The 25,067-nt window shown below is 65.4% G+C and carries 22 protein-coding genes; 12 read left to right on the top strand and 10 right to left on the bottom strand.

What is annotated here, in order from left to right; genetic code table 11:
* Positions 1 to 121: 121 nt before the first annotated feature.
* The 3 genes from AC5RUQ_RS11425 to AC5RUQ_RS11415 form a co-directional block, all read right to left on the bottom strand.
* A complete protein-coding gene (locus tag AC5RUQ_RS11425) occupies positions 122 to 1,549 on the bottom strand; it encodes a class II fumarate hydratase (protein WP_493947440.1) in 1,428 nt (475 codons plus the stop codon).
* A gap of 76 nt (positions 1,550 to 1,625) precedes the next feature.
* The gene (locus AC5RUQ_RS11420; protein ID WP_493947439.1) at positions 1,626 to 2,240 is read right to left on the bottom strand and encodes a carbonic anhydrase; all 615 of its coding nucleotides are present in this window, start codon (positions 2,238 to 2,240) and stop codon (positions 1,626 to 1,628) included.
* Positions 2,241 to 2,250: 10 nt separating this feature from the next.
* The gene (locus AC5RUQ_RS11415) at positions 2,251 to 2,931 is read right to left on the bottom strand and encodes a DUF4245 domain-containing protein (RefSeq protein ID WP_493947699.1); all 681 of its coding nucleotides are present in this window, start codon (positions 2,929 to 2,931) and stop codon (positions 2,251 to 2,253) included.
* A 234-nt stretch (positions 2,932 to 3,165) separates the two neighbouring features.
* Here AC5RUQ_RS11415 and glpX point away from each other — a divergent pair, with 234 nt between their 5' ends.
* Positions 3,166 to 4,188 carry a class II fructose-bisphosphatase gene (glpX, locus tag AC5RUQ_RS11410; protein WP_493947438.1) on the top strand — a complete coding sequence of 341 codons (1,023 nt, stop codon included), beginning with the start codon at positions 3,166 to 3,168 and terminating at the stop codon, positions 4,186 to 4,188.
* An 87-nt stretch (positions 4,189 to 4,275) separates the two neighbouring features.
* Complete coding sequence (locus AC5RUQ_RS11405; RefSeq protein ID WP_493947437.1) at positions 4,276 to 5,331, top strand: lipid II:glycine glycyltransferase FemX; 1,056 nt, start codon at positions 4,276 to 4,278, stop codon at positions 5,329 to 5,331.
* Positions 5,332 to 5,389: 58 nt separating this feature from the next.
* Here AC5RUQ_RS11405 and manA read toward each other — a convergent pair whose 3' ends face one another.
* The 4 genes from manA to AC5RUQ_RS11385 are packed head-to-tail and all read right to left on the bottom strand — an operon-like array spanning position 5,390 to position 10,134.
* Positions 5,390 to 6,658 (bottom strand): mannose-6-phosphate isomerase, class I, encoded by a 1,269-nt coding sequence (gene manA / locus AC5RUQ_RS11400; RefSeq protein ID WP_493947436.1) that lies wholly within the window; start codon positions 6,656 to 6,658, stop codon positions 5,390 to 5,392.
* Positions 6,659 to 6,699: 41 nt separating this feature from the next.
* Positions 6,700 to 8,346, bottom strand: coding sequence for an LCP family protein (locus AC5RUQ_RS11395; RefSeq protein ID WP_493947435.1), 1,647 nt, complete (start codon positions 8,344 to 8,346; stop codon positions 6,700 to 6,702).
* Positions 8,347 to 8,356: 10 nt separating this feature from the next.
* Positions 8,357 to 8,941: a 5-(carboxyamino)imidazole ribonucleotide mutase gene (gene purE / locus AC5RUQ_RS11390; RefSeq protein ID WP_493947434.1), complete on the bottom strand. Its 585-nt coding sequence runs from the start codon at positions 8,939 to 8,941 to the stop codon at positions 8,357 to 8,359.
* A complete protein-coding gene (locus tag AC5RUQ_RS11385; protein ID WP_493947433.1) occupies positions 8,938 to 10,134 on the bottom strand; it encodes a 5-(carboxyamino)imidazole ribonucleotide synthase in 1,197 nt (398 codons plus the stop codon). Before AC5RUQ_RS11385 ends, purE begins: the two co-directional genes overlap by 4 nt.
* A gap of 183 nt (positions 10,135 to 10,317) precedes the next feature.
* Here AC5RUQ_RS11385 and AC5RUQ_RS11380 point away from each other — a divergent pair, with 183 nt between their 5' ends.
* Complete coding sequence (locus tag AC5RUQ_RS11380) at positions 10,318 to 10,893, top strand: GtrA family protein (RefSeq protein ID WP_493947432.1); 576 nt, start codon at positions 10,318 to 10,320, stop codon at positions 10,891 to 10,893.
* Between the two features lie 21 nt (positions 10,894 to 10,914).
* Here the strand turns inward: AC5RUQ_RS11380 and AC5RUQ_RS11375 are convergent, their stop codons facing one another.
* Entirely contained in the window at positions 10,915 to 11,613 is a 699-nt protein-coding gene (locus AC5RUQ_RS11375; protein WP_493947431.1) for a TIGR03089 family protein, read from the bottom strand.
* Positions 11,614 to 12,008: 395 nt separating this feature from the next.
* Between AC5RUQ_RS11375 and AC5RUQ_RS11370 the strand changes: the two genes are divergently transcribed.
* The 3 genes from AC5RUQ_RS11370 to AC5RUQ_RS11360 are packed head-to-tail and all read left to right on the top strand — an operon-like array spanning position 12,009 to position 17,552.
* The gene (locus AC5RUQ_RS11370; RefSeq protein ID WP_493947430.1) at positions 12,009 to 12,539 is read left to right on the top strand and encodes a WhiB family transcriptional regulator; all 531 of its coding nucleotides are present in this window, start codon (positions 12,009 to 12,011) and stop codon (positions 12,537 to 12,539) included.
* A gap of 29 nt (positions 12,540 to 12,568) precedes the next feature.
* A complete protein-coding gene (locus AC5RUQ_RS11365) occupies positions 12,569 to 15,895 on the top strand; it encodes a glycosyltransferase (protein ID WP_493947429.1) in 3,327 nt (1,108 codons plus the stop codon).
* Complete coding sequence (locus AC5RUQ_RS11360) at positions 15,888 to 17,552, top strand: DUF5719 family protein (RefSeq protein ID WP_493947428.1); 1,665 nt, start codon at positions 15,888 to 15,890, stop codon at positions 17,550 to 17,552. Before AC5RUQ_RS11365 ends, AC5RUQ_RS11360 begins: the two co-directional genes overlap by 8 nt.
* Positions 17,553 to 17,614: 62 nt before the next feature.
* Here AC5RUQ_RS11360 and AC5RUQ_RS11355 read toward each other — a convergent pair whose 3' ends face one another.
* Positions 17,615 to 18,127 carry a metallopeptidase family protein gene (locus AC5RUQ_RS11355; RefSeq protein ID WP_493947427.1) on the bottom strand — a complete coding sequence of 171 codons (513 nt, stop codon included), beginning with the start codon at positions 18,125 to 18,127 and terminating at the stop codon, positions 17,615 to 17,617.
* A 119-nt stretch (positions 18,128 to 18,246) separates the two neighbouring features.
* Between AC5RUQ_RS11355 and AC5RUQ_RS11350 the strand changes: the two genes are divergently transcribed.
* From AC5RUQ_RS11350 to AC5RUQ_RS11335, 4 genes are all read left to right on the top strand, one after another.
* On the top strand, positions 18,247 to 18,636 hold the full coding sequence (locus tag AC5RUQ_RS11350; RefSeq protein WP_493947426.1) for a DUF3499 domain-containing protein: 390 nt from the start codon (positions 18,247 to 18,249) through the stop codon (positions 18,634 to 18,636).
* 77 nt (positions 18,637 to 18,713) lie between these two features.
* Positions 18,714 to 18,950 (top strand): Trm112 family protein, encoded by a 237-nt coding sequence (locus tag AC5RUQ_RS11345; RefSeq protein WP_493947425.1) that lies wholly within the window; start codon positions 18,714 to 18,716, stop codon positions 18,948 to 18,950.
* A gap of 99 nt (positions 18,951 to 19,049) precedes the next feature.
* Entirely contained in the window at positions 19,050 to 20,528 is a 1,479-nt protein-coding gene (gene ahcY / locus AC5RUQ_RS11340) for an adenosylhomocysteinase (protein ID WP_493947424.1), read from the top strand.
* 63 nt (positions 20,529 to 20,591) lie between these two features.
* The gene (locus AC5RUQ_RS11335; RefSeq protein WP_493947423.1) at positions 20,592 to 21,830 is read left to right on the top strand and encodes a L,D-transpeptidase; all 1,239 of its coding nucleotides are present in this window, start codon (positions 20,592 to 20,594) and stop codon (positions 21,828 to 21,830) included.
* Positions 21,831 to 21,833: 3 nt separating this feature from the next.
* Here AC5RUQ_RS11335 and AC5RUQ_RS11330 read toward each other — a convergent pair whose 3' ends face one another.
* Complete coding sequence (locus AC5RUQ_RS11330; RefSeq protein WP_493947422.1) at positions 21,834 to 22,634, bottom strand: RDD family protein; 801 nt, start codon at positions 22,632 to 22,634, stop codon at positions 21,834 to 21,836.
* A 66-nt stretch (positions 22,635 to 22,700) separates the two neighbouring features.
* Between AC5RUQ_RS11330 and AC5RUQ_RS11325 the strand changes: the two genes are divergently transcribed.
* On the top strand, positions 22,701 to 23,693 hold the full coding sequence (locus tag AC5RUQ_RS11325; RefSeq protein WP_493947421.1) for a stage II sporulation protein M: 993 nt from the start codon (positions 22,701 to 22,703) through the stop codon (positions 23,691 to 23,693).
* Positions 23,694 to 23,819: 126 nt separating this feature from the next.
* On the top strand, positions 23,820 to 25,055 hold the full coding sequence (locus tag AC5RUQ_RS11320; protein ID WP_493947420.1) for a TIGR01906 family membrane protein: 1,236 nt from the start codon (positions 23,820 to 23,822) through the stop codon (positions 25,053 to 25,055).
* Positions 25,056 to 25,067: the final 12 nt, after the last annotated feature.

The following is a 25,067-nucleotide window of genomic DNA, read 5'->3' as shown; positions in this document are numbered from 1 at the left end:
CGGGACGTTAGTGCAACTTTTGAGGACCTGGCGCAGGAGGCAGAGAACAGTACGACGACAGCCGGTACCTTCGCGGGAAAGGTACCGGCCGTCGTCGTACTTGAGTGGTAGGCGCTGGGGGCTAAGCCTTGTGGGCCGGGGAGGTCATGGTGGTAACGTCCAAGGCCTTCTCGAGGTCGGCTTCGGAGACCTTGCCCTCGCCGTCACCGACAAAGCCGAGCTTCTCGGTGGCCTGGCGGACGGTGAGGCCTTCGGCCACGGCCGTCTTGGCGATCTTGGCTGCGTTCTCGTAGCCGATGTACTTGTTCAGCGGGGTAACGATGGACGGCGAGGCCTCAGCCAGGAAGCGGGCACGCTCCACGTTGGCGGTGATGCCGTCGATCATCTTGTCGGCCATGACGCGGCTGGTGTTGGCCAGCAGGCGGATGGACTCCAGCAGGTTGGACGCCATCACCGGGATGCCGACGTTCAGCTCGAAGGCACCGTTGGTCCCGGACCAGGCGATGGCTGTGTCGTTCCCGATAACCTGCGCAGCCACCATGATGGACGCCTCGCAGATGACCGGATTGACCTTGCCGGGCATGATCGAAGAGCCCGGCTGCAGGTCCGGAATGGCGATTTCGCCCAGGCCGGTGTTGGGACCGGAGCCCATCCAGCGGAGGTCGTTGTTGATCTTCATGAACGAGATGGCGATGTTGCGCAGCTGGCTGGACGCCTCGATAAGGCCGTCACGGTTGGCCTGCGCTTCGAAGTGGTCGCGGGCCTCGGTCAGGGGCAGGCCGGTGTCCGTGGCGAGCAGTTCGATCACGCGTTCGGGGAAACCGGCCGGGGTGTTGATGCCGGTGCCCACGGCCGTGCCGCCCAGGGGAACCTCGGCGACGCGGGGAAGGGAAGCGTTGATGCGCTCAATGCCGTAGCGGACCTGGGCAGCGTAGCCGCCGAATTCCTGGCCAAGCGTCACGGGGGTGGCATCCATCAGGTGGGTGCGGCCGGACTTGACGACGTCCTTGAACTCCACGGCCTTGCGCTCCAAGGACTCGGCCAGGTAGCCGAGAGCCGGGATGAGGTCGTTGATCAGGGCGGACGTCGCTGCCACGTGCACCGACGTGGGGAAGACGTCGTTGGAGGACTGCGAGGCGTTGACGTGGTCGTTCGGGTGGACAACCTTGTCGCTGCCGGCGGCCTTCAGTGCACGGGTGGCAAGCTCGGCGATGACCTCGTTGGTGTTCATGTTCGAGGAGGTGCCGGAGCCGGTCTGGAAGACGTCGATGGGGAAATCGCCGTCGTACTTTCCGGTGGCCACCTCATCAGCGGCGTCTGCGATGGCCTTGGCAAGCTCGCCGTCGAGCACACCCAGTTCAGCGTTGGCCTGGGCAGCAGCCTTCTTGACCCTTGCCAGCGCTTCAATGTGCGCGCGTTCCAGGGTCTTGCCGGAGATAGGGAAATTCTCCACTGCCCGCTGCGTCTGCGCGCGGTACAGTGCGTTCACGGGGACGCGGACTTCGCCCATCGTGTCATGTTCAATGCGGAACTCTTCAGTGGAAGTCATGGGGCTAGCTTAGGGCGATCCTGCATCCCATCGAAAACCGTGAAGAGCATGCTACGGGCGGGTTTTAACCCCCGCCCTAGAGCTCACCGATCCCGGAAACAACGTTGGCGCGGCCCTCGGCCAGGCTGTACGAGAGGCCGATAACGGCGGTGCGCCCGCTTTCAACTGCGTCCGAAATCACACGCGAGCTGTCCACCAGCCGCTGGGCGGTCTGCTTGACGTGCTCCACCACCATGTCGTTGACCTCGTGCTTGTCCTGGCGAATTGAGGTCAGCACAGACGGGGTGATCCGCTCTACCAGGTCGCGAATGAAGCCCGCCGGCATCTCACCGGTGTCCACTGCCGCCTTGGTGGCGCTGACAGCACCGCAGCTGTCGTGTCCCAGGATGGCGATCAGCGGCACGCCGAGCACACCCACGCTGTACTCCAGCGAGCCGAGGACGGCGTCGTCAATGACCTGCCCTGCCGTACGGACCACAAAAACGTCACCCAGTCCGACGTCGAAAATAATCTCGGCGGCGAGCCGGGAGTCCGAGCAGCCGAAAATCACGGCGAACGGGTGCTGGTTCTCCACCAGCGAGGACCGGCGCGAGGAGTCCTGGTTCGGGTGGGAGGACTGGCCGGCCACGAAGCGTTCATTTCCTTCGCGCATCCGGCGCCAGGCAAGGGCAGGAGTCAGATAGGTAGTCACCCTGCTTACTTTAGGGGGCGGTGGTGGCCGCAGGTGAAACTGTGACGGCAGGATTGCTGTCCAGGGACTTCACGACGGCGTCTGCCAGGGTGCCGAACTCGTCCAGCGGGGCGGAGCCGGTGAGGATGACAGTGGTGCCGCGGTACTCCAGCACCATTGATTTTTCGCCCTTGCCGGTATCGCGGAGCTCCCATTCCCGGCCGCCCGCGTTGCGGGACCCGGTAACAGGAGCATTTTTCGTTTGCTGAAGCAGCCAGGTGGGGTTGGCCGTACGGGTCTGGACCAGTCCAATGAAGGACTCCTTCGGCGTGATATAGCCGACCTCCCATGCAGGCACGCCGCTTCCCGTGCCACCTTCCCACCTGGCGTAGTTGGGCCGGAAGGATTTGCCGGTGTCCGGCGCTACCGGCGTGAATCCTGCCACGTCCGTTGCATTCCGGGCCGCGGCGCTGACGTCGATATTGGGACGGTAGCCGTCACTCTTCGGGGAGGGGTTCATCAGGACGATGGGCAGGAACGCGGCGATGCTCAGCACCAGGGCAATGATCATCCCGATCACGGAGGCGTTGGCCCGCTTGGCTGCCGCCGCCGGAATGACAGGCTTAACCGGGTCCTGCCCTCCGGCCGCGCTGGATCCGCTGTTGCTTCCGGATCCTGCTGGTTCGGGGGAGGGACTGGTCTTTTCCTGCATTTCATTCACCCCTCTATAGTCGCCCATGCCGGTCCCCAACTCACACTCGGTCCGCCGTGGCCGCTGCCGCTCCGGCAACTACCTTCGGACTACATTGCGCGGCCGCGTCATCCCGCAGCCGGAACCCGGTGCCGCGACTATGATCGATATCAGAGGAATCACCGCGCGGCTGTTCCGGCTGGGCGGGTTCAATGATCGCCACTCGAAGAAGAGGTTCACGTGTCACCAGCGTCCATGACCCAGAAGTACTCCACGATCTCACCCTCCCTGGCGGTGGGCAACGATGAGCCGGACCGCAACCTTGCCCTCGAGCTCGTCCGCGTTACCGAAGCGGCAGCAATCGCCGGCGGACACTGGGTAGGCTTCGGCGACAAGAACACGGCCGACGGCGCTGCCGTTGACGCCATGCGCTCCTTCCTTCAGACCGTCCACTTCAACGGCGTAGTGGTCATCGGCGAAGGCGAAAAAGACGAAGCCCCCATGCTCTTCAACGGCGAACGCGTGGGCGATGGCACCGGTCCGGAATGCGATGTGGCAGTGGACCCCATCGATGGAACCCGGCTCACCGCACTTGGCATCAACAACGCCCTGGCCGTCCTGGCTGTGGCCGAGCGCGGATCGATGTTCGACCCCTCCGCCGTGTTCTACATGGAGAAGCTGGTCACCGGTCCTGAAGCCGCGGACATGGTGGACCTTCGCCTCCCCGTGAAGCAGAACCTGCACCTGATCGCCAAGGCCAAGGGCGTCAAGGTCAACCAGCTCAACGTCATGATCCTGGACCGCGACCGTCACCGCCCGCTGGTTGAAGAAATCCGCGAGGCGGGCGCCCGCACCAAGTTCATCATGGACGGTGACGTTGCCGGCGCCATCGCAGCGGCCCGCTCGGGCACTGGCGTGGACGCCCTAATGGGCATCGGCGGCACCCCCGAGGGCATCGTGGCCGCTTGCGCCATCAAGACCCTGGGAGGCGTCATCCAGGGCCGGCTGTGGCCCACCAGCGACGAAGAGAAACAGAAGGCCATCGACGCAGGCCACGACCTGGAGCGGGTCCTCTCCACCAACGACCTCGTCTCGAGCGACAACTGCTACTTCGCCGCTACCGGCATTACCGACGGCGACCTGCTCAAGGGCGTCCGCTACTCCAAGGACAAGGTCCTGACCCAGTCCATCGTGATGCGTTCCAAGTCCGGCACCATCCGTTTTGTGGACGGCGAGCACCAGGCCAGCAAGTGGGAAGCCTACGCCCGCAAGAGCTGATCCAGGCCCCACGCCAGACGGAGCCCCGGAGAGCGCCCAGCGCATTCCGGGGCTTTGGCGTTAATGCGTTGGTATAGGGTTTAAGCCATGATTCCAGCTGTTGTGCCCTGTACTGACCGCGCCCTTTGGGACGAATACGTCGACCGGTTCCAGGGGCACCCGCAACAGCTCTGGGGCTGGGGTGAGACCAAGGCCATGCACGGCTGGTCCGTTGACCGGGTGCTTTTGAAAGATGGGGACAACACCATCGGCTGCGCTCAGCTGCTGATCCGGCGGCTGCCGCTGCCCTTCCGCGCACTGGTCTACATTCCCCGGGGGCCTATGTGTGCGCCGGAAGATGCGCAGGCCGTCCTCGCCAGCCTTGCCGGGCACGCTGCCGTCCGCCACCGGGGAGTCGCTCTCAGCATTGAACCGGACTGGGACCAGGACTCGCCATACGCGGCTGCGGTGAAAGATGCAGGATTCCATTCATCGACCAATACGGTACTGATCCCGCGCACGCTGATCCTTGACCTCACCAAATCCGATGACGAACTCATGGCTGACATGTCCAAGTCCACCCGCGCGAACATCCGCAAGGCGATGCGCAGCGACGTCGAGTTCCGCAAGGTAAAGAACGACGCCGAACTTGAGCAGGTGCTCGCGATCTACCACGAGACGGCCGAACGCGCCGGGTTCGGGATCCACGAGGACCAGTACTACCGGGACATCTTCCGGAACATGGGGGATGGCTCACCGATTATCGGGGCCTTCGACGGCGAGCAGTTGCTGGCGTTCGTCTGGCTCGCCAAGAGCGGTTCCACCGCTTTCGAGCTTTACGGCGGTGTCTCCGCGGAAGGGCAGAAGCAGCGCGTCAATTACGGCGTGAAATGGGCAGCCCTGCAGGCCATGCGCGAGGACGGCTGCGGACGCTATGACTTCAACGGCCTCCTCAACGACGGCATTTCCGACTTCAAGAAGCAGTTCGCGAAGCACGAGAACATGCTCCTGGGAACCTGGGAGAAGCCGCTCTCGCCGCTGTACCCGGCGTATGCCCAGGCCATGCCCCTGGCACGCCGTGGACTCCAAACAGCACGCCGGCTCCTGAAGACTGCTGCCGGGAGGGTCCGGCCACTGATCCGGAAGGTGCGCCGGGGCACCTAGCAGCCTCAGGACAAGGGCGACGACGGCACCTGCCATGGTGCCGTCGTCGCCCTTTTTGCTAGGCGCGGGCGAGACCCTCCCGCAAGCCCGTCGTCACAGCGAATGCCAGCGCGGGTTCAGTGCTGCCGGCTACCGGATGAACATTGACGGGCGCCTCGGCGGCAGCCAGGAAAGCGCTCCCGCCCCGGGAAAGCTGGAGGTCGCCCTTGGGTGAATCCAGGTAGACATCCCCGGCCACCACAATCACCACTGCCGCGCCGGACTGTGCCAACGGGACGGGTCCTGCGTCGGGAGTAAGTTCAATCCGCTGCAGCTGGAACTCCTCGAAAGGCGGGCGGAAAAGCTCCTGGTCCATCACCGTCCGCTCGGCCTCGAGCATCGGCACGGCCACGGGGTGGAAGTCGACGGTCCGCAGCAGTTCGGGGACGTCAACGAACTTTGGGGTGAGGCCGCCCCGCAGTACGTTGTCAGAGGACGCCATGACCTCAACGCCGAGGCCGTGCAGGTACGCGTGGACGTTCCCGGCCGGCAGGTAGACCGCCTCACCCGGCTCCAGCGAGATGGGGTTCAGCAGCAGCGAGATCAGGACTCCCGGATCACCGGGGTACTTTTCATTGAGGCTGATGGCCGTCGCAAGTTCGGCGTCGAAGGGGGCAAGCGGCGCTCCGGAAAGCAGCGCGGCCACCACCAGGGCCGTGTCCTCAGCCACGGACGTGCCGCCGGAGATCAAGCGCTCGAAGGCCTTCCGCAAACCGGCGCCTTCGTTGCTGTCCTCAAGATCCGCCAGCAGTGAGCTGATCAGCGCGGGCGGCTCGCCCTCCACGGCGTCAAAAGCTGCGGCAACGTGCTGCAGGATCTCCCGGGCCTGGCCCGCCGGGCGGAAACCGCACAGGGCTTCAAACGGCGTCAGGGCAAGAATCATCTCGGGCTTGTGGTTGTCATCCCGGTAATTCCGGTTGGGGGCGTCGGCGGCGAGGCCCTGGGCGTTCTCCCGTGCGAAGCCCGCCCTCGCCTGCTCCAGGCTTGGGTGGACCTGCAGGGAGAGCGGCTGGGCAGCCGCCAGAATTTTGGCAAGGAACGGCAACCGCGGACCAAACCGCGCCACGGAGTCTGCGCCGAGGAAATGCACCGGGTCGCCCGCGATCAGGGCATCGAGGGTCATGGTGGACCCGTCCCCGGGCAGGTGGGCCACGGATGGTGAGTCCGGGTGCGCGCCAATCCACAACTCTGCTTCCGGTTCGCCCGACTCCGGCCGCCCGAGCAAGGCGGCGATCGCCGTCGTCGATCCCCAGGCATAATTCCGGAGGACATTATCGATCTCGTACAAGGCAGTGTCCGTTTCCTAGGTAGGTCTGATGGGGATGCTGGCTACAACGGCGCGCATTGGCCGTTGGTGGCCACGAGCTGCCGGATGGCCTCCTCGTTGCCTTCGCGCTTGAGCTGGGTCAGCATCTCTTCCGTAATCGGCTCACCGTCGGGAGTAGTGGTCACCGGGACAAAATCCGACGGCGCGGGCTGCTGCATCGCGGTGCGGCCTGCCGGCAGGCCCGCAGGCGAGGCTCCTGCCGCCTGGACAGGCCCGGCGCCTGCGGCCGGGACTACCATGACGTCGTCGGGAACTCCTGCCGACTGCGCCCCCTGCGCGGATGCAGATGCGAGCAACTGGTCCACACGGGAGTGAATATCATCGAAGTCCGGAACGGTGGAGAACGAGGCGTCGAAGTCCGGCGGGCCAATGGTGAGCCGTTTGACGTCCTGGCCTTTCGCCTTGATGGCGAGGTCCACAAAGCTGCCCAGCTGCGATGAGGAGATGTTTGATTCCACCACCTTCGTTCCTGCGTTGGCGATGTCCTCGAACTTGGCCAGCAGCGTAGCGGGATCCAGCTGCTTCAGCATGGCCTGCTGCACGCATTGCTGGCGCTGGATGCGGGCGTAGTCGTCCACGTACTCGCGTGACCGTCCGTACCACAGCGCCTGGTCTCCGTTGAGTGTTTGTTCTCCGGCCGGGATCCACCCGAGGGGCATACCGTGAGTTTGGGTGAAATCGTCGAAGAAGCCGCTCATGGGAACCCAGCCGCCGGCCTTGATCCGGATGCCGCCCATGGCGTCGATGAGAGAGGAGAAGCCTTGCATATCCACCAAAACGTACGCCTGGACAGTAAGGCCCAGCGTTCCGGAGACGGCCTCAAGGGTTGCCTGCGCACCGGGGTCGGCCACGCCGGGGTAAAGGTCGGCGTATTCGTTTGTCACTTCGGTGTTGATGGCATTAATCAGGCAGTCGTCCCCGCAGTTGTAGCCGTCCGGATAGACGGTGCGCATGGGCGAGTCCTCGCTGAACTGGGCGTTCTGCAAGTTACGGGGTACGGAGATGATCGCGGTCTGGCCCGTCGTGGCGTCCACGCTGAGGACGGACAGGCTGTCCGGGCGCCGGCCGGTACGGTCCCCACCGGCATCGCCTCCCATCATCAGGAAGTTGTAGCGGCCCTCCACCGGGTCGATGGCGGGGCCGGAGGAGAAGATGCTGCCGATCGCGTTCCGTCCCACATTGAGCAGGTACGCAGCGTAACCAAGGGACCCACTGCCAAGGACCATCGCCAACACCAGGGCAATGACGACGGCGGGCCGCGCCTGCGGCGCCAGCAGGACCGGGCGGATGAGCCGCAGGGTGTTGATAAACAGGATTGCCCAGCCGGCAGCCAGTGCCACCAGCAGGATCACCAGTGCCAGCGAGGCGAAGGGGTTGGTGATGATGTTGATGAGAAGGGTCCGGTTGAGCAGCAGCAGGAGCACCGCAAGCACCAGGGCTGCCCAGACACAGAGCGTCACCCTCAACGCCGCGCGGCCCAGTTTACGGTCCCCGGCCACAAGCTGCGCGCTGCCTGGCACCAGGAGGGTCAGAAGCACAAGGACGAAGCCGCGCTTGGTCCGCACCGGGAAGGAAGCGCTGGATGGGTAGCGGACCGGGTCGGTGAGCGCTGTGCCGGAAAGGGACTGCTGGACCTTGCTGCTGGTCATGGCCGCCTTCCTAACGGCTGCCCCGGAGCGGACCGTTGGCTTCGGCGAAAACCTCGCTGACCTTCTGCCGCAGGTTTGCTCCCTTGCGGGCGGCTACGGCATTGAGGTCTGCGGCGAATTCGAGGAGGTCGGCGCGCAGTGATGCCGCAAGCTCGTCGGTGCCTGCTGCGAGCATCCGGACCGCCAGGAGCCCGGCGTTACGGGCTCCGGCGATGGAAACCGTAGCCACGGGAACGCCGGCAGGCATCTGAACGATGGAGAGCAGGGAGTCCATACCGTCCAGGGTCTTCAGCGGAACCGGCACTCCGATCACGGGGAGTGGAGTGACGCTGGCCAGCATCCCCGGCAAATGGGCGGCACCGCCGGCGCCGGCGATGATTACCCTCAGCCCGCGCTCGTGCGCTGTCTGGCCATAGCGGATCATTTCGGTAGGCATCCGGTGGGCGGACACAACGTCAGCTTCGAACGGAATGCCGAACTCTGCCAGGGCGTCAGCCGCGGCTTCCATGACCGGCCAGTCCGAGTCCGATCCCATCACCAGGCCCACCAGCGGGTTGCCGGCAGGACCGGGGGCGGGGGTGGCTTCGGGACTCATGCTTTCTCCTCAAAAATTGCTGGCGGTTCTTCGGCGGGTACCCGCCCGTCCCGGATGATGCCCGCTACGGTGCCTGCCCGGCGTCGAACGGAATCAACCTCCGTTGTGGACGAGCCCACCAGGTTAACGTGGCCAATCTTCCGGCCCGGGCGCACCGACTTGCCGTAGCAGTGCACCTTGGCCGCCGGCTCGCTGGCCAGCGCCAGCGGGAAGGCGGAAAACAGGTCCTGGTTGTCGCCGCCCAGGAAGTTCTTCATCACCACTACCGGACCCAGCACGTCGGTGGCGCCCAGCGGGAGGTTAAGGACGGCGCGAAGGTGCTGTTCGAACTGGCTGGTGACCGACCCGTCCTGCGTCCAGTGCCCGGTGTTGTGCGGGCGCATGGCCAGTTCATTGATGAGGAACCCTGCGCCGATGCCGGGGGTTTCGAAGAGTTCCACTGCCAGGACCCCTGTCACACCCAGTTCCTGGGCTATCCGCAAGGCAGCATCCTCTGCGGCGGCCGCAACCTCCACCGGAATGTCCAAGGCAGGGGCTATGACTTCGTCGCACACCCCGTCGACCTGGATTGTGTGCACCACGGGCCAGGCCCGGGCTTCGCCGTCGGGCGTCCTGGCAACCAAAGCGGAAAGCTCGCGGGTGAAATCAACTTTTGCTTCCGCCAGGAGGGGACTCATGGCCTCAAACCATTCAGCGGTGTCGGCAGCCTCCTCCGCTGAGGAAATGATCCGGACACCTTTGCCGTCGTAGCCGCCCCGGGGAGTCTTCAGGACCACAGGCCATCCGGTGTCCTCCCCGAAGCTGACAAGCGCGGCCACGTCCGCCACCGAAGCCCAGGCGGGGTTGGGAAGTTCCAGCCGGTCAATGGCGGAGCGCATTACCAGCTTGTCCTGCGCATGAACCAGGGCATCGGGGCCGGGCTGGACGTTGACGCCGGCTTCCTGCAGCGCCCGCAGATGCGCCGTGGGAACATGCTCGTGGTCAAAGGTCATGACGTCCAGGCCCTCGGAGAACTCCAGGAGGGTCTGCAGGTCCTTGTAGTCGCCCACCGGTGAGGAGGGCACTGCCGAGACGGCTGAGACGTCGTCGCCTTCAGCAAGGACGCGGAGTTCGAAGCCGAGTGCGGTTGCGGCTGGGGCCATCATTCGCGCAAGCTGGCCGCCGCCAACTACACCTATTACTGGAAAAGTCACATGGGCCAGCCTACCGAAGACCAGCCCGGATCCCGCGTTTCCTGCCTTCATGAGTGGTTTTTTGGGCTCCAGGACGGTTCTGTGGCACGGCATTAGGGGTGGCTGCCGGACCGCCACAGGAATTTGAAGGGCTAAAATGGACCTCTGGCCGTGTGGCCCATCGTTCAACGGCCATGGAGGGTCATGTTTAGCACGCTTGCAGATCGCATCCGGGGGCTCGCCTCGCTTTTTTGGCGCGAAGTGGCCAAGTTCGGCGCCGTCGGCGGTGTGGCTTTCGTCATCGATAACGGCATGACGTATTACCTCATGCATGGCCCAATGACGGACAGCGAGGCCAAGGCCCGTTTTGTAGGTGCGTCAGTGGCAACGATCTTTTCCTGGGTAGCGAACCGCCTCTGGACCTTCCGGCACCGGCGGCAGGACAACGTACTCCGCGAGTTCCTGATGTTCATCCTCATCAACGGGATAGGCATCGGGATTTCCACAGGCTTTACCGCCCTTGCCAAGTATGGGCTGGGCGTCACCGACAAAAACATGCTCTTCTTCGCGGGAGTAGCGGGCATCCTCGTGGCCACTGTTGTCAGGTTCTTTGCCTACCGGTTCCTGGTGTTCAACAAGGAACTGGACCAGGAACCGGAGTTCTCACACGACCACGAGCTCATCGAACTCCACCACCATGGCAGCAGGGACAGCGGCGATGGTGCCGGTGCAGCGGAGCCCGAGCCCCTCACGGAGGACCCGGCCCGGCCGCAGAAGTAGGCCAGGCGACACGGCGGCCGTTCAGTTGCCGTGGATGCGTTCCGCGGCCAGCAGCTTGTCGGTGGGCTCGACATCGGGGTGCGTTATCACCACAGAACCCCCGCGCCGCCATGCGCCCAGCGCGTTCGCCAGCGCTGCCTCCAGTCCGTCCCGCCCTGGGATGTGCAACCGCACGCCCTCCTCGTGGGGGACTGCGAACCCGTCAAGCAGGTCCTGGTGCAGGTGCCGGCGGCCGTCCTGCCCAACAATCGCGCAAGCCGAGGGGTCGGCCTCGGCGTGCTGCATAAACACGTCTCCGTGGGAGCGCACTTCCGCTGCGTAATCCAGGCAGCCTGCCGGAAGGGCGCCGTCCCAGCGCATAGCCAGCGCGGGCAGCGCAACGGCCACGACGGCACCATACTTTCCTGCTGCCGGCTCCGGCCGGGTGGTGGCCAGGAGGTCCGCCGCGCCGCCATCCAGGACCGTTTCAAGGCCGAGCTGCCAGGCGGCAAGTGCCCAGACCATGCCCTTCCAGTGGGCAGGCAGGTCGAGCGCCAGGCGCATGCCCGGTTCGGCGTCCAGTTCGTCCTGGAGGAGGTTGCTGGTTTTGGCCACCCAATTGTCCAGCACCTTTCCGGACAGCTCCACGCGCTCCGAGTCAGGGCCGTACCAGGTGAGGCGCGGAGCGGTGGAGTTGCCTGATCGAAGGCTGGTCATCAGATCGATTGCCGGGGTAGTCATGCCTCAATCCTGCCACCGGCACCACAGCAGGTCACCAAGCCGGCTCCAGCCGCGCAGAAAACCCAGCGAAATGCGTGATACTTATCACATCATCTGATGCTAAGCGTGCTTGCTATTCATCGGGCGGCCGGGTACTTTCCGCGCCAACAGGCGGTTTTTTGAGGCTTTCCGCCGCCTGACCCGCTGATGTCGGCCGGAATCGCGCCGTCCAGTGAAAATTACCGGGCGTGGCGTGCACCATATTGGTTGCTACAGGTGATTATTATCCGGCCAGCGGCTTGACTCACCCTAGTTACACGCGTGTAATTAGATAACTAAAGGCAACTGCGTAAATACCGGCACACAACCGAGTGTCCACGTATCCAGGCAGAAGCTGCAACATCAGGAGGGTCGCCGTGGGGCAAGCAGAGCGTATCCAGGAAGATGCCGTCGTGGCCGGTCAGGCAACGGCCAGATACCGTGCGCGGGGGGTGCCCAGTGATTGGTACGTAGACCCGGCGGATCCTGATGCTGCGGAGCGGTTCAACACGAACAATAAGGACCTCCTGCAGGACCAGGCCACAGCTTTCCTTGCCGCGCATGAAGCACTCCTGGGCGGCGGGCAGGACCCTGAGGACGAGCTCGATCCTCCGATGGAACTGACTTCCGGACCGGCGCAGCCCGTTTGGATCGGGCTGCCTTTCCAGCAGGACTTTGGCGACGAAGGCGAGCTCGGCTGGCAGACGGATGCGCTGTGCGCCCAAACCGATCCCGAGGCGTTCTTCCCCGAAAAGGGTGGCTCCACCCGCGACGCCAAAAAGGTCTGCGGCGCCTGCAATGTGCGATCCCAGTGCCTTGAGTACGCCCTGGCCAACGACGAACGATTCGGCATCTGGGGCGGCCTTTCCGAGCGTGAGCGCCGGCGGCTAAGGAAGCGAGCAATCTAATTCAACAGGATGTTCACGTCACTGCCGTTGTGGTCGCCCACAACGGCAGTGATTATCTCCCCAGAACCCTGGCAGCCTTGGCGGACCAGACCCGGCCGGCGGACTACGTCATCGGCGTCGATACCGGGTCCCGCGATGATTCCAAAGTCCTCCTTGAGCAGGCCCTGGGCGGGGCACACGTAGTAAGCCACCGCGGGAAGAGTGGAATGGGCGCCGCGGTATCCACCGGCCTTGCCCAACTCGCCCCCTGGGGTGGAGATCACGGCAACGGCAGGTCAGAGTGGATCTGGCTGCTTCACGACGACGCCGCGCCGGCTCCTGAAGCCCTCGCCGAACTTCTCCTCGCAGTGGAACGAGCGCCGTCCGTCACAGTTGCCGGCTGCAAGCAGTTGGACTGGCACGCGGGCCGCAAGCTGGTGGACGTCGGCCTTTCCACCAGCCGCTGGGCGGAGCGGCTGACCCTGATCGACGCTGACGAACTTGACCAGGGGCAATACGACGGCCGCACCGATACCTTTGCCGTGAATTCCGCCGGAATGCTGGTGCGCCGCGACATCTGGGAACAACTCGGCGGTTTCGATCCCGCCCTGCCCGGCAGCGGAGACGACGTCGATTTCTGCTGGCGCAACCGCCTGGCGGGACACCGCGTGGTGGTTGTCCCGGCGGCCAGGATGTTTCACGTCGTGCACCGGCCGCACGCGCTGGGCAACGCTGCCGCAGCGCGGAAGGCCCAGGTCCACCTGCGGCTGAAGCACGCGCCGCTGTGGATGGTGCCCGTGCACGGCGTGGCTGCCCTTCTCGGCAGCATTTTCAAACTGGTGTTGAGTATCGCCGTCAAGGATCCCGCGCACGGTATCACTCAGCTTGGTGCGACCTTTGCAGCGCTGGGTCGCCCCCGCGCCATCATGAGGGCAAGGGCGAACGCCAGGAAGACGCGCCGGATCCGTCGGTCGGTCATCCGGAAGCTCCAGACACCCCGCCGTGAGGTATGGAGCCATAGACGCTCCCTGATGGAGGCCCTGGGCTCGGACGGCAGCTCTGTGGACGACCTTGTGCAGGACCCTTTGGCGAACCAGCCCAGCGGCGACGCATCAGATGACTTCGCGGCGCTTGCCACCAGCAAGCGTGGCTGGGTGGGCAATGGTGCCCTGGCCGCGGTAATCATTGCGTCCGTCACCTCCCTTCTGGGTTTGACCGGAATCTTCGGCGCCCCCGGCGTATCGGGCGGGGCACTCATTCCCGTTTCAAGCGGCCTGGGCGACATCTGGCACCATGCGTCCAGTTGGTGGATCTCGTTGGGTGCCGGGCTTCCGGGTCGCGGGGACCCCTTCGGCTACGTCCTTTGGATCCTGGGCCTTCTGGGTGGCGGTGATGCCAATGCCGCCATGGCCTGGCTGCTGCTGCTCAGCACGCCGCTCTCCGGCCTGACAGCGTGGTTTGCGGCAGGCGGGCTGACAGTACGCCGCCGGCTCCGCCTGGCAGCAGCACTTTTCTGGGCGGCTGCCCCTGCCCTGCAGGTGGCCCTCAACCAGGGCCGGGCCGGGGCCCTTATTGCGCACATCATGATTCCACTGGTCGTCCTGGCACTGCTGCGTGCCACCGGCTCCGCGGTAGGGCAAGGTCGGTTCCAGCTGCCGGCTCCCGGTGACCGCCGTTTCACCGACCGGCCCCCGATAAAACCAGGGATCAACGGAATGCCGTCGTGGACGTCAGCAGCGGCGGCCGGCCTGGCGCTGGCTGTTGTCACCGCGTCCGCGCCGTCCCTGCTGATTCCGGCCACAGTGGTGATAGTTCTTTGCGGGCTCCTGCTCGGCCGCCGCGGCCGGACTGTATGGTGGGCATTGCTGCCCACCACAGCCCTGTTCATCCCTTTCGGCCTTTCAGCCCTGGACAGGCCGCGGGCCCTGCTGGCTGATCCCGGCGTCCCCCTTGGCTTCGACGCCGCTCCGCTATGGCAGCAGCTGCTGGGCCAGCCACTTGAATTCGGTTCAAACGACGGGCTGGCCGGACTGCCGTATTTTGCGGCCGGCACCGTGCCGTGGGCCCTGTTGCTTGCCCTCCTTCTTGCCGTCCCCGTCCTGCTCCTGGCAGTGGCGGGCCTATGCCTGCCCGCTAACCGGGCCGGTATTGCCAGGTCCCTGTGGATTGTCGCAACTATTGCCTTGGCCGGAGGCTGGCTTGCAGGGCGGGTGGCTGTCGGCATGAATGCCGACTCCATGGTGGCGTCCTTCCCCGGACCAGCGGTTTCTGCAGCAGCGTTCGCCCTGCTGGGTGCCGGCCTCCTGGGAGCAGAACGCCTCCTGGGAATGGCCAACGCAGCGGCGGCCGGCAAAGTAAAACACAAGAGGGCCCTGCAGTCAGCGACAGCATTCGGCATGGTGCTCCTGCTTGCCGGACCCCTTGCAGGAATGGCCGCCTGGTCTGCGCAGAACATCCTCCGGTCCTCTGTAGCTGCCGCCCAAATACCACCGGCTTCCGCTGCCCTGGGCACGCCCCGCCTCGTGGATGCTGCCGGCGTTCGCATCCTCCCGGCCACGGCCACCGACCGGGGGACCGGTCCCGAACAGACGCGCACGCTCTTGATCAGCACCGGCGAGAACGGCACCTATAACGCTTCCCTGATGCGCGGCGCGGGAACAACGCTCGATAGCCTTTCGGCCATCGCCTCCGCGCGCAACATCCTCGGCCGTCCGGGATCAGAAACGGTGCGCGAGGACGACGACGTCACTGCCGCGGTCCGTCGCGTAGTGGCAACGCTCGTGGCCGGCCAGGGCGTGGACCCCCGGAGCGACCTGGAACAGCTCGGCGCCGGCTTTGTGGTTCTTCGGGCAGCCGACACCGCCGCCCAGCTCACTGCCAGCAGGATGGATGCTGTACCCGGGCTTATTGCAGTGGGGCAGACCGACGTCGGCTGGCTGTGGCGGATCTCCCCGCTAAACCAGCCCGTGCTCGAAGCAGCGGATGTTGCCCACCGCGTGCGGGTTGTCGATGCGGGTGGTGCCGCTATCGCGCTGGTCCCTTCGGGCTACGACGACGTTGATGCTGCTGTTCCCGAGGGGCCGGAGGGCCGGCTTGTGGTGCTGGCGGAACGGGCAGATCCCGGCTGGAGTGCGTGGCTGGACGGCCGCAGGCTGACCGCCACCACATCGGGATGGTCCCAGGCCTTCACCCTCCCGGCCTCGGCGGGCCACCTCACGGTGCGATACGAAAACCCGTGGGCCCTGTGGTCCGGGATCGCCCAGGCCACCGTCATCGGACTGACGGTGATGCTCGCGGTCCCGATGCCTGCCCGGCGCCAGAGGACGAGTCTTTCCCGGGACGAAGGCTCGCTGCGTAAGGAACACCAGAATGCATAACACTTCCATGCCAGCGGAAGCACCAGAGGGAAGCGGCACCGCCGGCGACGAAACCAAGGAAAGCCCCGAGCCGTCGAAGCGCCCGGCGGCCAAGGGGCGGAACGCGCTGTTTTCCAGCCTGGCGTCCGCCGCCGTCATCATCGCCGGTGCAGGAGCCGTGGTGGCGGCCGGTTCCGTATTCCCGCAGCCCGTTTCCAGCCGTACCGTACCGGCCGGGGTGTCGGCAGTTCCTGCCGGTAGCAGCGTCGGAGTCTGCCCAGGCCCGGCCCGGCTGCTTGAAGGCACCGAAGCGGGCACTGATCCGCAATTCAGCCCCGAGTCCGAAACTGCCGCCAGCTCGGTTACCGGCGCAGTACTCAGTGCCGGTGGAGTGCTGCCGGCCAGCCGGCTGTCGGACCTGCGCGGAACAACAACCGTCGAGATCGCCAAAGAGCAGGCCCAGCCCAGTGCCGCAGGCGGTTCGCAGGAAATTCTGGCAGGGGTGGTGGCGGGCCGTTCCGTTGACCAGGTGAGCGTCCTCAGCGCCGACGCCCTGGCAAGCCAGAAGGCTTCGGCCGCAGCGGCCATGAAGTTCACGGCAACGGACGGCGACCTGCAGGGGACTGCTGCAGCCAACTGCCTGCAGCCATCAAATGATCAATGGCTGGCGGGCGCGGGCACTACTGTGGGCCGTACGTCCGTGCTTCTTCTTACCAACGCTTCCACCACACCGGCCACTGTCAGCCTGGAGCTGTTCGGGTCCGGCGGGCAGATACAAGCACCCGGCAGCCGGGGACTCCTGGTGGCGCCCGGTACATCGCGGCCGGTTGTTCTGGCTGGCCTGGCTCCGGGGGAGGCCCAGCTGAGCGTGCACGTGCGCAGCGCCGGAGGCCCTGTTGCAGCCGTGATCCAGCAGAGTGTCCTCCGGGGCCTGACCCCTGGCGGCGTGGACTTCATCGCACCCGGAGCCGCGCCAGCCGTCCGGCAGGTCATGACTGGCGTTGATATCCAGGACCCGGACCAGGTCGCGGCGCTCACCGGGAGATCGGGGTACGAGGACGCAGGTCCCGCCCTGCAGCTCACTGTGCCCGGTCCTTCTGATGCCGTGGTGGAGGTCAAGCTCTACGGCCGCGACGGCCAGAAGGCATTGCCGAATGGGGGAGTCATGACTGCCAAAGCGGGCACCGTCACGGAAATCCCGCTGACCGGCGTCCCGGCCGGCCATTACACTGTGGTTGCCTCGTCGGATGTCACGTTCGTGGCCGCTAGCCGGGTCACCCGCGGCCTCCAGGACACCCAGGCAGCAGACGTCGCGTGGGCGGCATCAGGAGTCAGGCTGGGCAGCCAGCACGTGGTCCCCGTTCCACAGGGGGGCCAGCGCCACCTGGTTTTCGGCGCTCTCGACAACCGCGCCACCATCACCTATTCGGCCATCACCGCCGACGGCAAGGTCCGGGCGCCGTCCACCGCCGATATCGCCGGTGGAACGACGGCGTCCATCACCATCCCCGAAAAGGTTGAGGATTCCGACGTCGTTGGCTATGTAGTGTCGGCTTCCGGCGACGCCGCCTACGGTGCACTGTTGTTGCAGCAGGAGGGAAGGAACGACGTTTCCTCACTGGCCTTCCTGCCGGCAGCCGCGGGCCAGGAAACAGTGCCCGTCACCCTGAGTTACTGAGCCTGCAGTTCCGGTACAGGACCCTGTTGATGCAGCGGGGCAAGGAACTGCTGATGCCGGGGTCAGTACCTGCGCCGGTACACCGGGTCGAGGGTTTCCGGGGCAACACCCAGCATCTCAGCCGTGTGCTCCACCACCACATCATGGACCAGGTCCTGGAGTTCCTCGACGCTCCCGCATGCCTGCTCCACCACGCGCCGGTAGACGGTGATCATCGGCCCGTCCTCGCCGGTGGCAGGGGTGTAGGAACCCATGGGGGGAGTGGCTGCATTGGCCGCCAACTGCTCCAGGTCCGGCGGGATTTCATCGACGCCAAAGCGGACGCCATCGAGGGTCTTGCCCCAGATGTCGTGCAGCCGTTGCGCGGAGTCCAGCACCATGTCATCAAAGCGGTCCGCCCGTGTGCGGTAACCAGGATGGGTGGGGAGCACCACTTCGCCCCGAAGACCCCGCCCGTGGCGGTTTCGGCGGCGCATCATAAAGCTTTTGCCTGAGGACGCCGTGCGCTCGTCCGTGCGGGTATCCGGCTCAGCCAACCGGACCGTAAAGCCTGATTCATGGTTCGATGACTGCATACATTGACTGTAAACCCGGGGGAGGATTTACGCGACACATGGCCCGCCCCCGTGAAGGCGCGTCGACCCGTGGCAACAATGCAGGGTTTTGCAGCCTGCACGGAGTAGTCTGTGATGTCGTGGGAGCTATCCGTCAGTGTTCAAGATCTGCGTGCCGCCAGTCAGCGGTAGCTACCCTGACGTACGTCTACGCGGATTCCACTGCGGTCCTTGGACCGCTGGCCACCTACGCCGAGCCCCATTGTTACGATCTGTGCGAGCAGCACGCTGATTCCCTCACGGTCCCGCGGGGCTGGGAGGTTCTGCGCCTGGCCATGCCCTCCAGTCCGCAGCAACCGGGACCGGATGACCTCCTGGCCCTGGCCAATGCGGTCCGCGATGCCGCCGCGCTGCCTGCCCAGACGCAGCCAACGTCCGGCAAACGCGGCCCACATTCGGCACTGGAAGCACCGGCCGGAGCGGAAGGTACCCGCAGGGGCCACCTCCGCGTGCTGCGGGAACCGTCCTGACGGGCATCTGGCGGTAGGCTGGAAGCTGCAATTCCGTCCGCTACCGGCGCCAGCGCGCCCGCCAGGGAGCATGAGTAATGCCAAAGATCAGTTCAGAACTCCTGTCCATCCTGCGTTGCCCCGTGACAGGGGCGTCCCTGATCCAGGACGGCGAGGAACTTGTTGCAGCCGTTGCGGACGAATCCGGAGTGAAGCTCCGCTACGCCATCGAGGACGGCATCCCCCTCCTTCTTCCGCCCGAACTGCTGGCAGCAGCGACTGCGGGTGGATCAGGCCAGCACGACCCAGTCGCCGGCGCACCCCAGGCCGTTTAGCCCTCCCTGCACCACACCACAGGCACCCACGCCGCGGCTCCCGGACCGGGCGCCGCAAGCAGCACCCGGCCACCGCCGGGCAGAGTAAAGGATTGACCCATGGCTTTTGATTACAAGGTTGCCGATATCTCGCTGGCCGAGGCCGGCAGGCACCAGATCCGCCTGGCAGAGCACGAAATGCCCGGCCTGATGTCCCTCCGCGAGGAGTTCGGACCCACCCAGCCGCTTAAGGGTGCGCGGATCGCAGGATCCCTGCATATGACGGTGCAGACCGCGGTGCTGATTGAAACGCTCACGGCACTGGGTGCCGAGGTCCGCTGGGCATCCTGCAACATCTTCTCCACGCAGGATGAGGCCGCCGCCGCTGTAGTGGTCGGAAAGGGCACGGTGGAAGACCCCCAGGGCGTGCCCGTGTTCGCTTGGAAGGGCGAAACGCTGGAAGAGTACTGGTGGACTGCCGAGCAGATCCTCACCTGGCCGGGCGCGGAGACCAACCCGGAACTTGGCCCCAACATGATCCTGGACGACGGCGGAGACGCCACCATGCTGGTGCACAAGGGCGCGGAATTCGAGGCAGTGGGCAACGTGCCCTCCGCCGGCCCCACGGATTCCGAAGAGTACGGCATCTTCCTTGACGTGCTTCGCCGCTCACTCGCAGCGGACCCCCACAAGTGGACCCGCACGGCCGCCACCATCAAGGGCGTCAGCGAAGAAACCACCACCGGTGTCCACCGGCTGTACCAGTTGGCTGAACAGGGCAAGCTGCTCTTCCCCGCCATCAACGTCAACGACTCCGTCACCAAGAGCAAGTTCGACAACAAGTACGGAATCCGGCACTCACTGCCGGATGGCATCAACCGTGCAACGGACGTGCTCATGGGCGGCAAGGTCGCCGTCGTCTGCGGCTATGGCGACGTCGGCAAGGGCGCCGCGGAGGCACAGCGCGGCCAGGGTTCCCGCGTCATCGTCACCGAGATCGACCCCATCTGCGCATTGCAGGCTGCGATGGACGGCTATCAGGTGGCCAAGCTTGAATCCGTCCTTGCCACAGGCGATATCTTCATCACCACCACCGGCAACAAGGATGTCATCATGGCCGAGCACATGGCGGGCATGAAGAACAAGGCGATTGTGGGCAACATCGGCCACTTCGACAACGAGATCGACATGGCCGGACTGGCCAGGATCCCCGGCATCAAGAAGGTGGAAATCAAGCCGCAGGTCCACGAATGGGTTTTCGAAGCGGGGACTGACGCCGAGCGGTCGATCATTGTCCTCTCCGAAGGCCGCCTGCTGAATTTGGGCAACGCCACAGGGCACCCGTCCTTCGTGATGAGCAACTCGTTCGCCAACCAGACCATCGCCCAAATCGAGCTGTGGACCAAGAAGGACCAGCCCGAGGGAGAGCGCGAGTACGAAAACCAGGTCTACGTCCTGCCGAAGGTCCTGGACGAAAAGGTGGCCCGCCTGCACCTGGACGCCCTCGGTGTGGAGTTGACCGAGCTGACCAAGGACCAGGCTGAGTACCTGGATCTGGACGTCGCCGGCCCGTACAAGCCCGAGCACTATCGTTACTAAGAAGTAAAGTGCCCGGGTGCCGGGAGCACCCGGGCTGTTACTTTCTGCGCCTAGGATCAAAATATGGAGCCTGAAGTCCAACCCCGCCGTCCGGGTAGAGTCAAAAAGATTCTTGTGGTGATCGCTGTCTGCCTCCTCGCCGCCGTGGGCGGCGTCTTCGCTGCAGTGGCGCCGGGAATCGCCCGCGGAGCCATCGAATCCGAGGCAGGGACCGCCGTCCGGACATCGCCCGGCATCGCCTCGCCGGTCATTGCGCCCGTGAAGCTCGACGCCGCGCCCGCCAACGGTTCCAAGCAGGTGAACCCGGCCGCCCCGGTGTCCTTGAAGGTGGCCAACGGCACCATTGAACGCGTGACGCTCACCAGCACCGCAGGCGAAACGGTGGAGGGCAGCATCGACGCCGCGGGGACAGGCTGGACGGCATCCGGCCCCCTGAAGTTCAACACGGACTACAGCTACACGTACGTGGTTAAAGACGGCGCCGGACGCGAAACCAGCACCACGCAGTCCTTCAGCACCGTGTCCAGTTCCCATGAGGCGGACGCGGCCATCTACCCGTTGGACGGCATGAAGGTGGGCGTCGGGCAGCCGCTGCAGGTCATCTTCAGTGAACCTGTGGTCAACCGCGATGCCGTGGAGAAGGCCATCAGCATCACCAGCAGCGCCGGCCAGGTGGGCGCCTTCCATTGGCACAGTGACACCATGGTCCGGTACCGGGCGGAGAACTTTTGGGCGGCGAACTCCACCATTACCATGGACATGCAGCTGTTCGGCGTGGACCTGGGCAACGGCCAGATTGCCAACTTCAACAAAAAGGTGAACGTTTCCATCGGCGACAAGAAGGTGGCGGTGGCGGACGCGGCCGCCCATACCTTCACACTGAGCGTCAACGATCAGGTAGTCAAGACGCTGCCGGTGAGCATGGGGGACAAGCGGTTCCCGTCCGCCCGCGGCTACGGCGTACTGATGGAAAAGAAGCGCTACGACCACTTCCGGGCCTCGAGCATCGGGCTGAAACCCGATGATCCGGCCTACTACGGCGACGTTGACGTGGAATACACCATCCGCCTCACCCTCAGCGGAGCCTACATCCACCAGGCCCTGGAATCCGCCTACCCCTTTATCGGCAACGCCAACGTCTCACATGGCTGCATCGGATTCGCTCCCGACGGCGCCGCCTGGGTCTTTGACAACATGGGAACCGGCGACGTTGTCCAGATCGTCAACACCGAGGGCGACTATGCGGCCCACGATGATGGGTTTGGCGACTGGAACATCCCGTGGAGCGAATACGACAACTAGCGCTTAGCTGCCGAAAGGCAGACGGTGCAGCCGCTCACCCGTCTCGGCGCTCCGCCGTCGTGCCTGCAACAACCTGGCAAGCTCCCTGCTCCGCCGCTCCGCCACGACGGCGGCAAGGTAGTCGCCGGGACTGGTCCCGGGCGGCGGGGGCGGGGCAACATGGGCGGCGAGCTCGGTGGCGATTGACTCGGCCATGCCCGCCCTGGACAGGGGCGCCATCCGGCCGGCCTGGCGGATGAACTGGGATGCCCGGCGGGCCGTCGCATCCGGAATCCGTCCGATATCCGCAGCGCCGGCCCAGGACCGCAGTCTGGGCGGAACCAGCACCTGCGTTGCCTCTTCAACCGGTACACGGCTGCGGATGGCGTAGGTCCCGGCCATCAGGTCGCCCAGCCGGCGCGACCTGTCATTGAACAGGGCCACGGCAATGGCAAGCCCGCCAAAGGTCAGGTAGATCTCGAGGAACCCCGTCAGGCCGCGGATGAGGGCGTGCCGGAACCGGATGGCGCCGCCGTCCTCCCGCACCACCCGCAGGCCTGCTGCGAGCTTGCCCAGCGAAAGCCCGCGGGTCAGGGTTTCCACCGCCACCGGAACGATGACCAGGCAGAAGACAACACTGGCAAGCACCAAGGCCCGCAGTGCCGCCTCGTCCAGGTCCTCGCCCGCGGCCGCTACTCCGATCAGGATGACCACCAGCAGAATGATGCTCAAGGCCATGTCCAGGAGCAGGCCCAGCGCGCGGGCCGCAAACGATGCCGGACGCAACTCCAGGACAACGGCCTCACCGGTGACGATCGAACTCACGCTGTTCCTGTTCCTCGCGGCTTACGGGACGCTCATAGTCTAGTGCGGGGCCGCTAGGCTGGTGCCGTGGATATGGACGCGTTCTCCGCCGTCAACGCGGACAGATGGTCGCGGCTGCATGAACTTGCCTTCAAGGGCAGGCTCAGCGGCCCGGAAGCAGATGAACTGCTGACGCTGTACCAGTCCACCTCCGCCCACCTCTCCCTCATCCGCTTGCTGGCCCCGGAAAGCGGCCTGTCCGCCTCGCTGTCCGCCACGCTTGCACAGGCCCGAACACGCTTCACCGGTGCGCGGTCCAACGTAATGGAGGACCTGGCGCGGTTTTTTGTGGTGGCCCTTCCCGCTGCCTTCTACCGGCTCACCTGGCTCACCCTGGCATGCGGGGCAGCCTTTGTCCTGGTCGGCGCGGCCTACGCACTCTGGATCAGCACCTCGCCGGAAGCGCTGCGGGCGGTGGCGTCCGAAGCGGCGGCCCGCCAGTATGTCGAGGAAGAGTTCATCAACTATTACTCAGCGAATCCTGCCGCGTCCTTCGCCGGCGCGGTCTGGACCAACAACGCCTGGATCAGTGCGCAGGCTGTGGCCCTGGGGATCACCGGAGTGTGGGTGCCGATGATCCTGTTCAGCAACGCCCAAGGAGTGGGGATAGCCGCCGGCATCTTCGCGGCCGCGGGGAAGTCGGATGTTTTCTACAGCTACATCCTGCCGCATGGCCTGATGGAACTGACTGCGGTGTTTATCGCCTGCGCCGCCGGCCTCCGGATCTTCTGGGCGATGGTCTCGCCGGGCCAACGCACACGCGGCCGGGCGGTTGCCGAGGAGGGCAGGTCCCTGATCACCGTAGCCCTGGGACTTGTCCTGGTGCTGTTCGTCTCAGGCCTGGTGGAAGGGTTCGTCACACCCAGCGCGATGCCGGTCTGGGCGAAGATCGGCATCGGGGCCGCGGTGCTGGCAGCCTACTGGCTGTACGTCCTCACCTGCGGACGGCATGCCTACCTGGCAGGGGAGCGCGGCGACCTCCGCCGGGAAGACGCAGGCTATTCGGAAATCGCTGCCTGAATCGTTGTAATCGGTGCGGGGTGGTTCCTCGCCCAGCCGGAAGGCCGGACGGTAGGCTCGTCAACAGATGAAGCGCGCCGGTGGATCAAGAACCTGGCGCGGAAACCCAACGGAAGTGACGCTGCTGTGAAAGACGAAACTCCTGCCCGCGCCAGGCGCGCCGAGCCGCAGCCGGAACCGGTCCTGGACACCTCAGGTGATTCTGACGAGCCGGCGTTTTCGTGGTTGACCCCCGCCGGCTCAGGCACCGGGAGTTCTGCCGCGGACCGCTCCAGTGATTTAGACGCGGAAGCCCCGGAGGACCCGTCCGGTGACACCCAAGGCACGACGCCGGTGCACGCCGGGACTGCCGGCGCCGGTTCCTCCGCGGCATACGGCGGCCCAGCCGCGGCCAGCGCCGGAGGCTCTTCCACGGCGCCGGCGACCGCTGCCATGGCCGCCCCGGACCCGGAGCCGCGCCAAGCCATCCAGCCGGAGAGCCGGGCCGACCGAAAAGCAGCAGAGTCCGCCGTCGAGGATTCAGGACCCGCGTCCGGGCACCACGGCTCCCCGGTGTTCAAGGAACGGCTGCCCACCTCCGCGCTGCAGGTCCGTCCGCCGGAGGAGGAGGTGGAGCGCCGCAACGCCCAGCGCGAGAGTGCCGCCAACGCCAAACCCGTGGCCCCGCGGGTGATGCAGGTCCTGCTTGCCCTCTTCTTCCCACTGATCCTGCTCATCCTTGCTGTCCGTGCCGTGGCCAGCCCGCTGTTCCTGTGGGTGGAGTACAACCGTCCGGGATTTCCCGGTGACGGCTACGGATTCAGCACCGACGACAGGATGACCTACGGCTCCTACGCGGTTGATTACCTCAGCAACTGGGCCGGCCCACGCTACCTGGGGGACCTGGTGCACCGCGGCGGCGACAAGCTGTTCAAGGATGGCGAAGTCAGCCACATGGCGGACGTCAAGCTGGTGATCCTCTCCACCTTTGGTGCCGGCGTGCTGCTGATCCTGGTGAGCCTCATTGCTGTCCTCTACCTGCGCAAGCGGAGCACCGGGGGGGTCCGCAGGGGCCTGTTCGCCGGCTCCATCATCACACTCGTCCTGATCCTGGGCCTCGGCTCCCTGGCAGTGCTGGGCTGGCAGCAGTTCTTTACCGAGTTCCACCGGATCTTCTTCGCTGACGGATCATGGACGTTCAGCCTGGACGACACCCTGATCCGGCTGTTCCCCGGCCAGTTCTGGATCGACGCCGGAATGGTGATCGCAGGCCTGGTGCTGTTGACTGCACTCGTCACGTTGATCCTCACGTGGCCAACACGCCGGCGCCGCGGCCTCGCCAAGGATGAACCGGCCGCAGAACAACCAGCCGATCAGATGTAGCCGTACAGCCAG

The sequence above is a fragment of the Arthrobacter sp. MDT2-3 genome (genome assembly GCF_059090465.1).
Note: the sequence above shows the minus strand (reverse complement) of the source record. Positions and strands in the feature narration are given on the sequence as shown.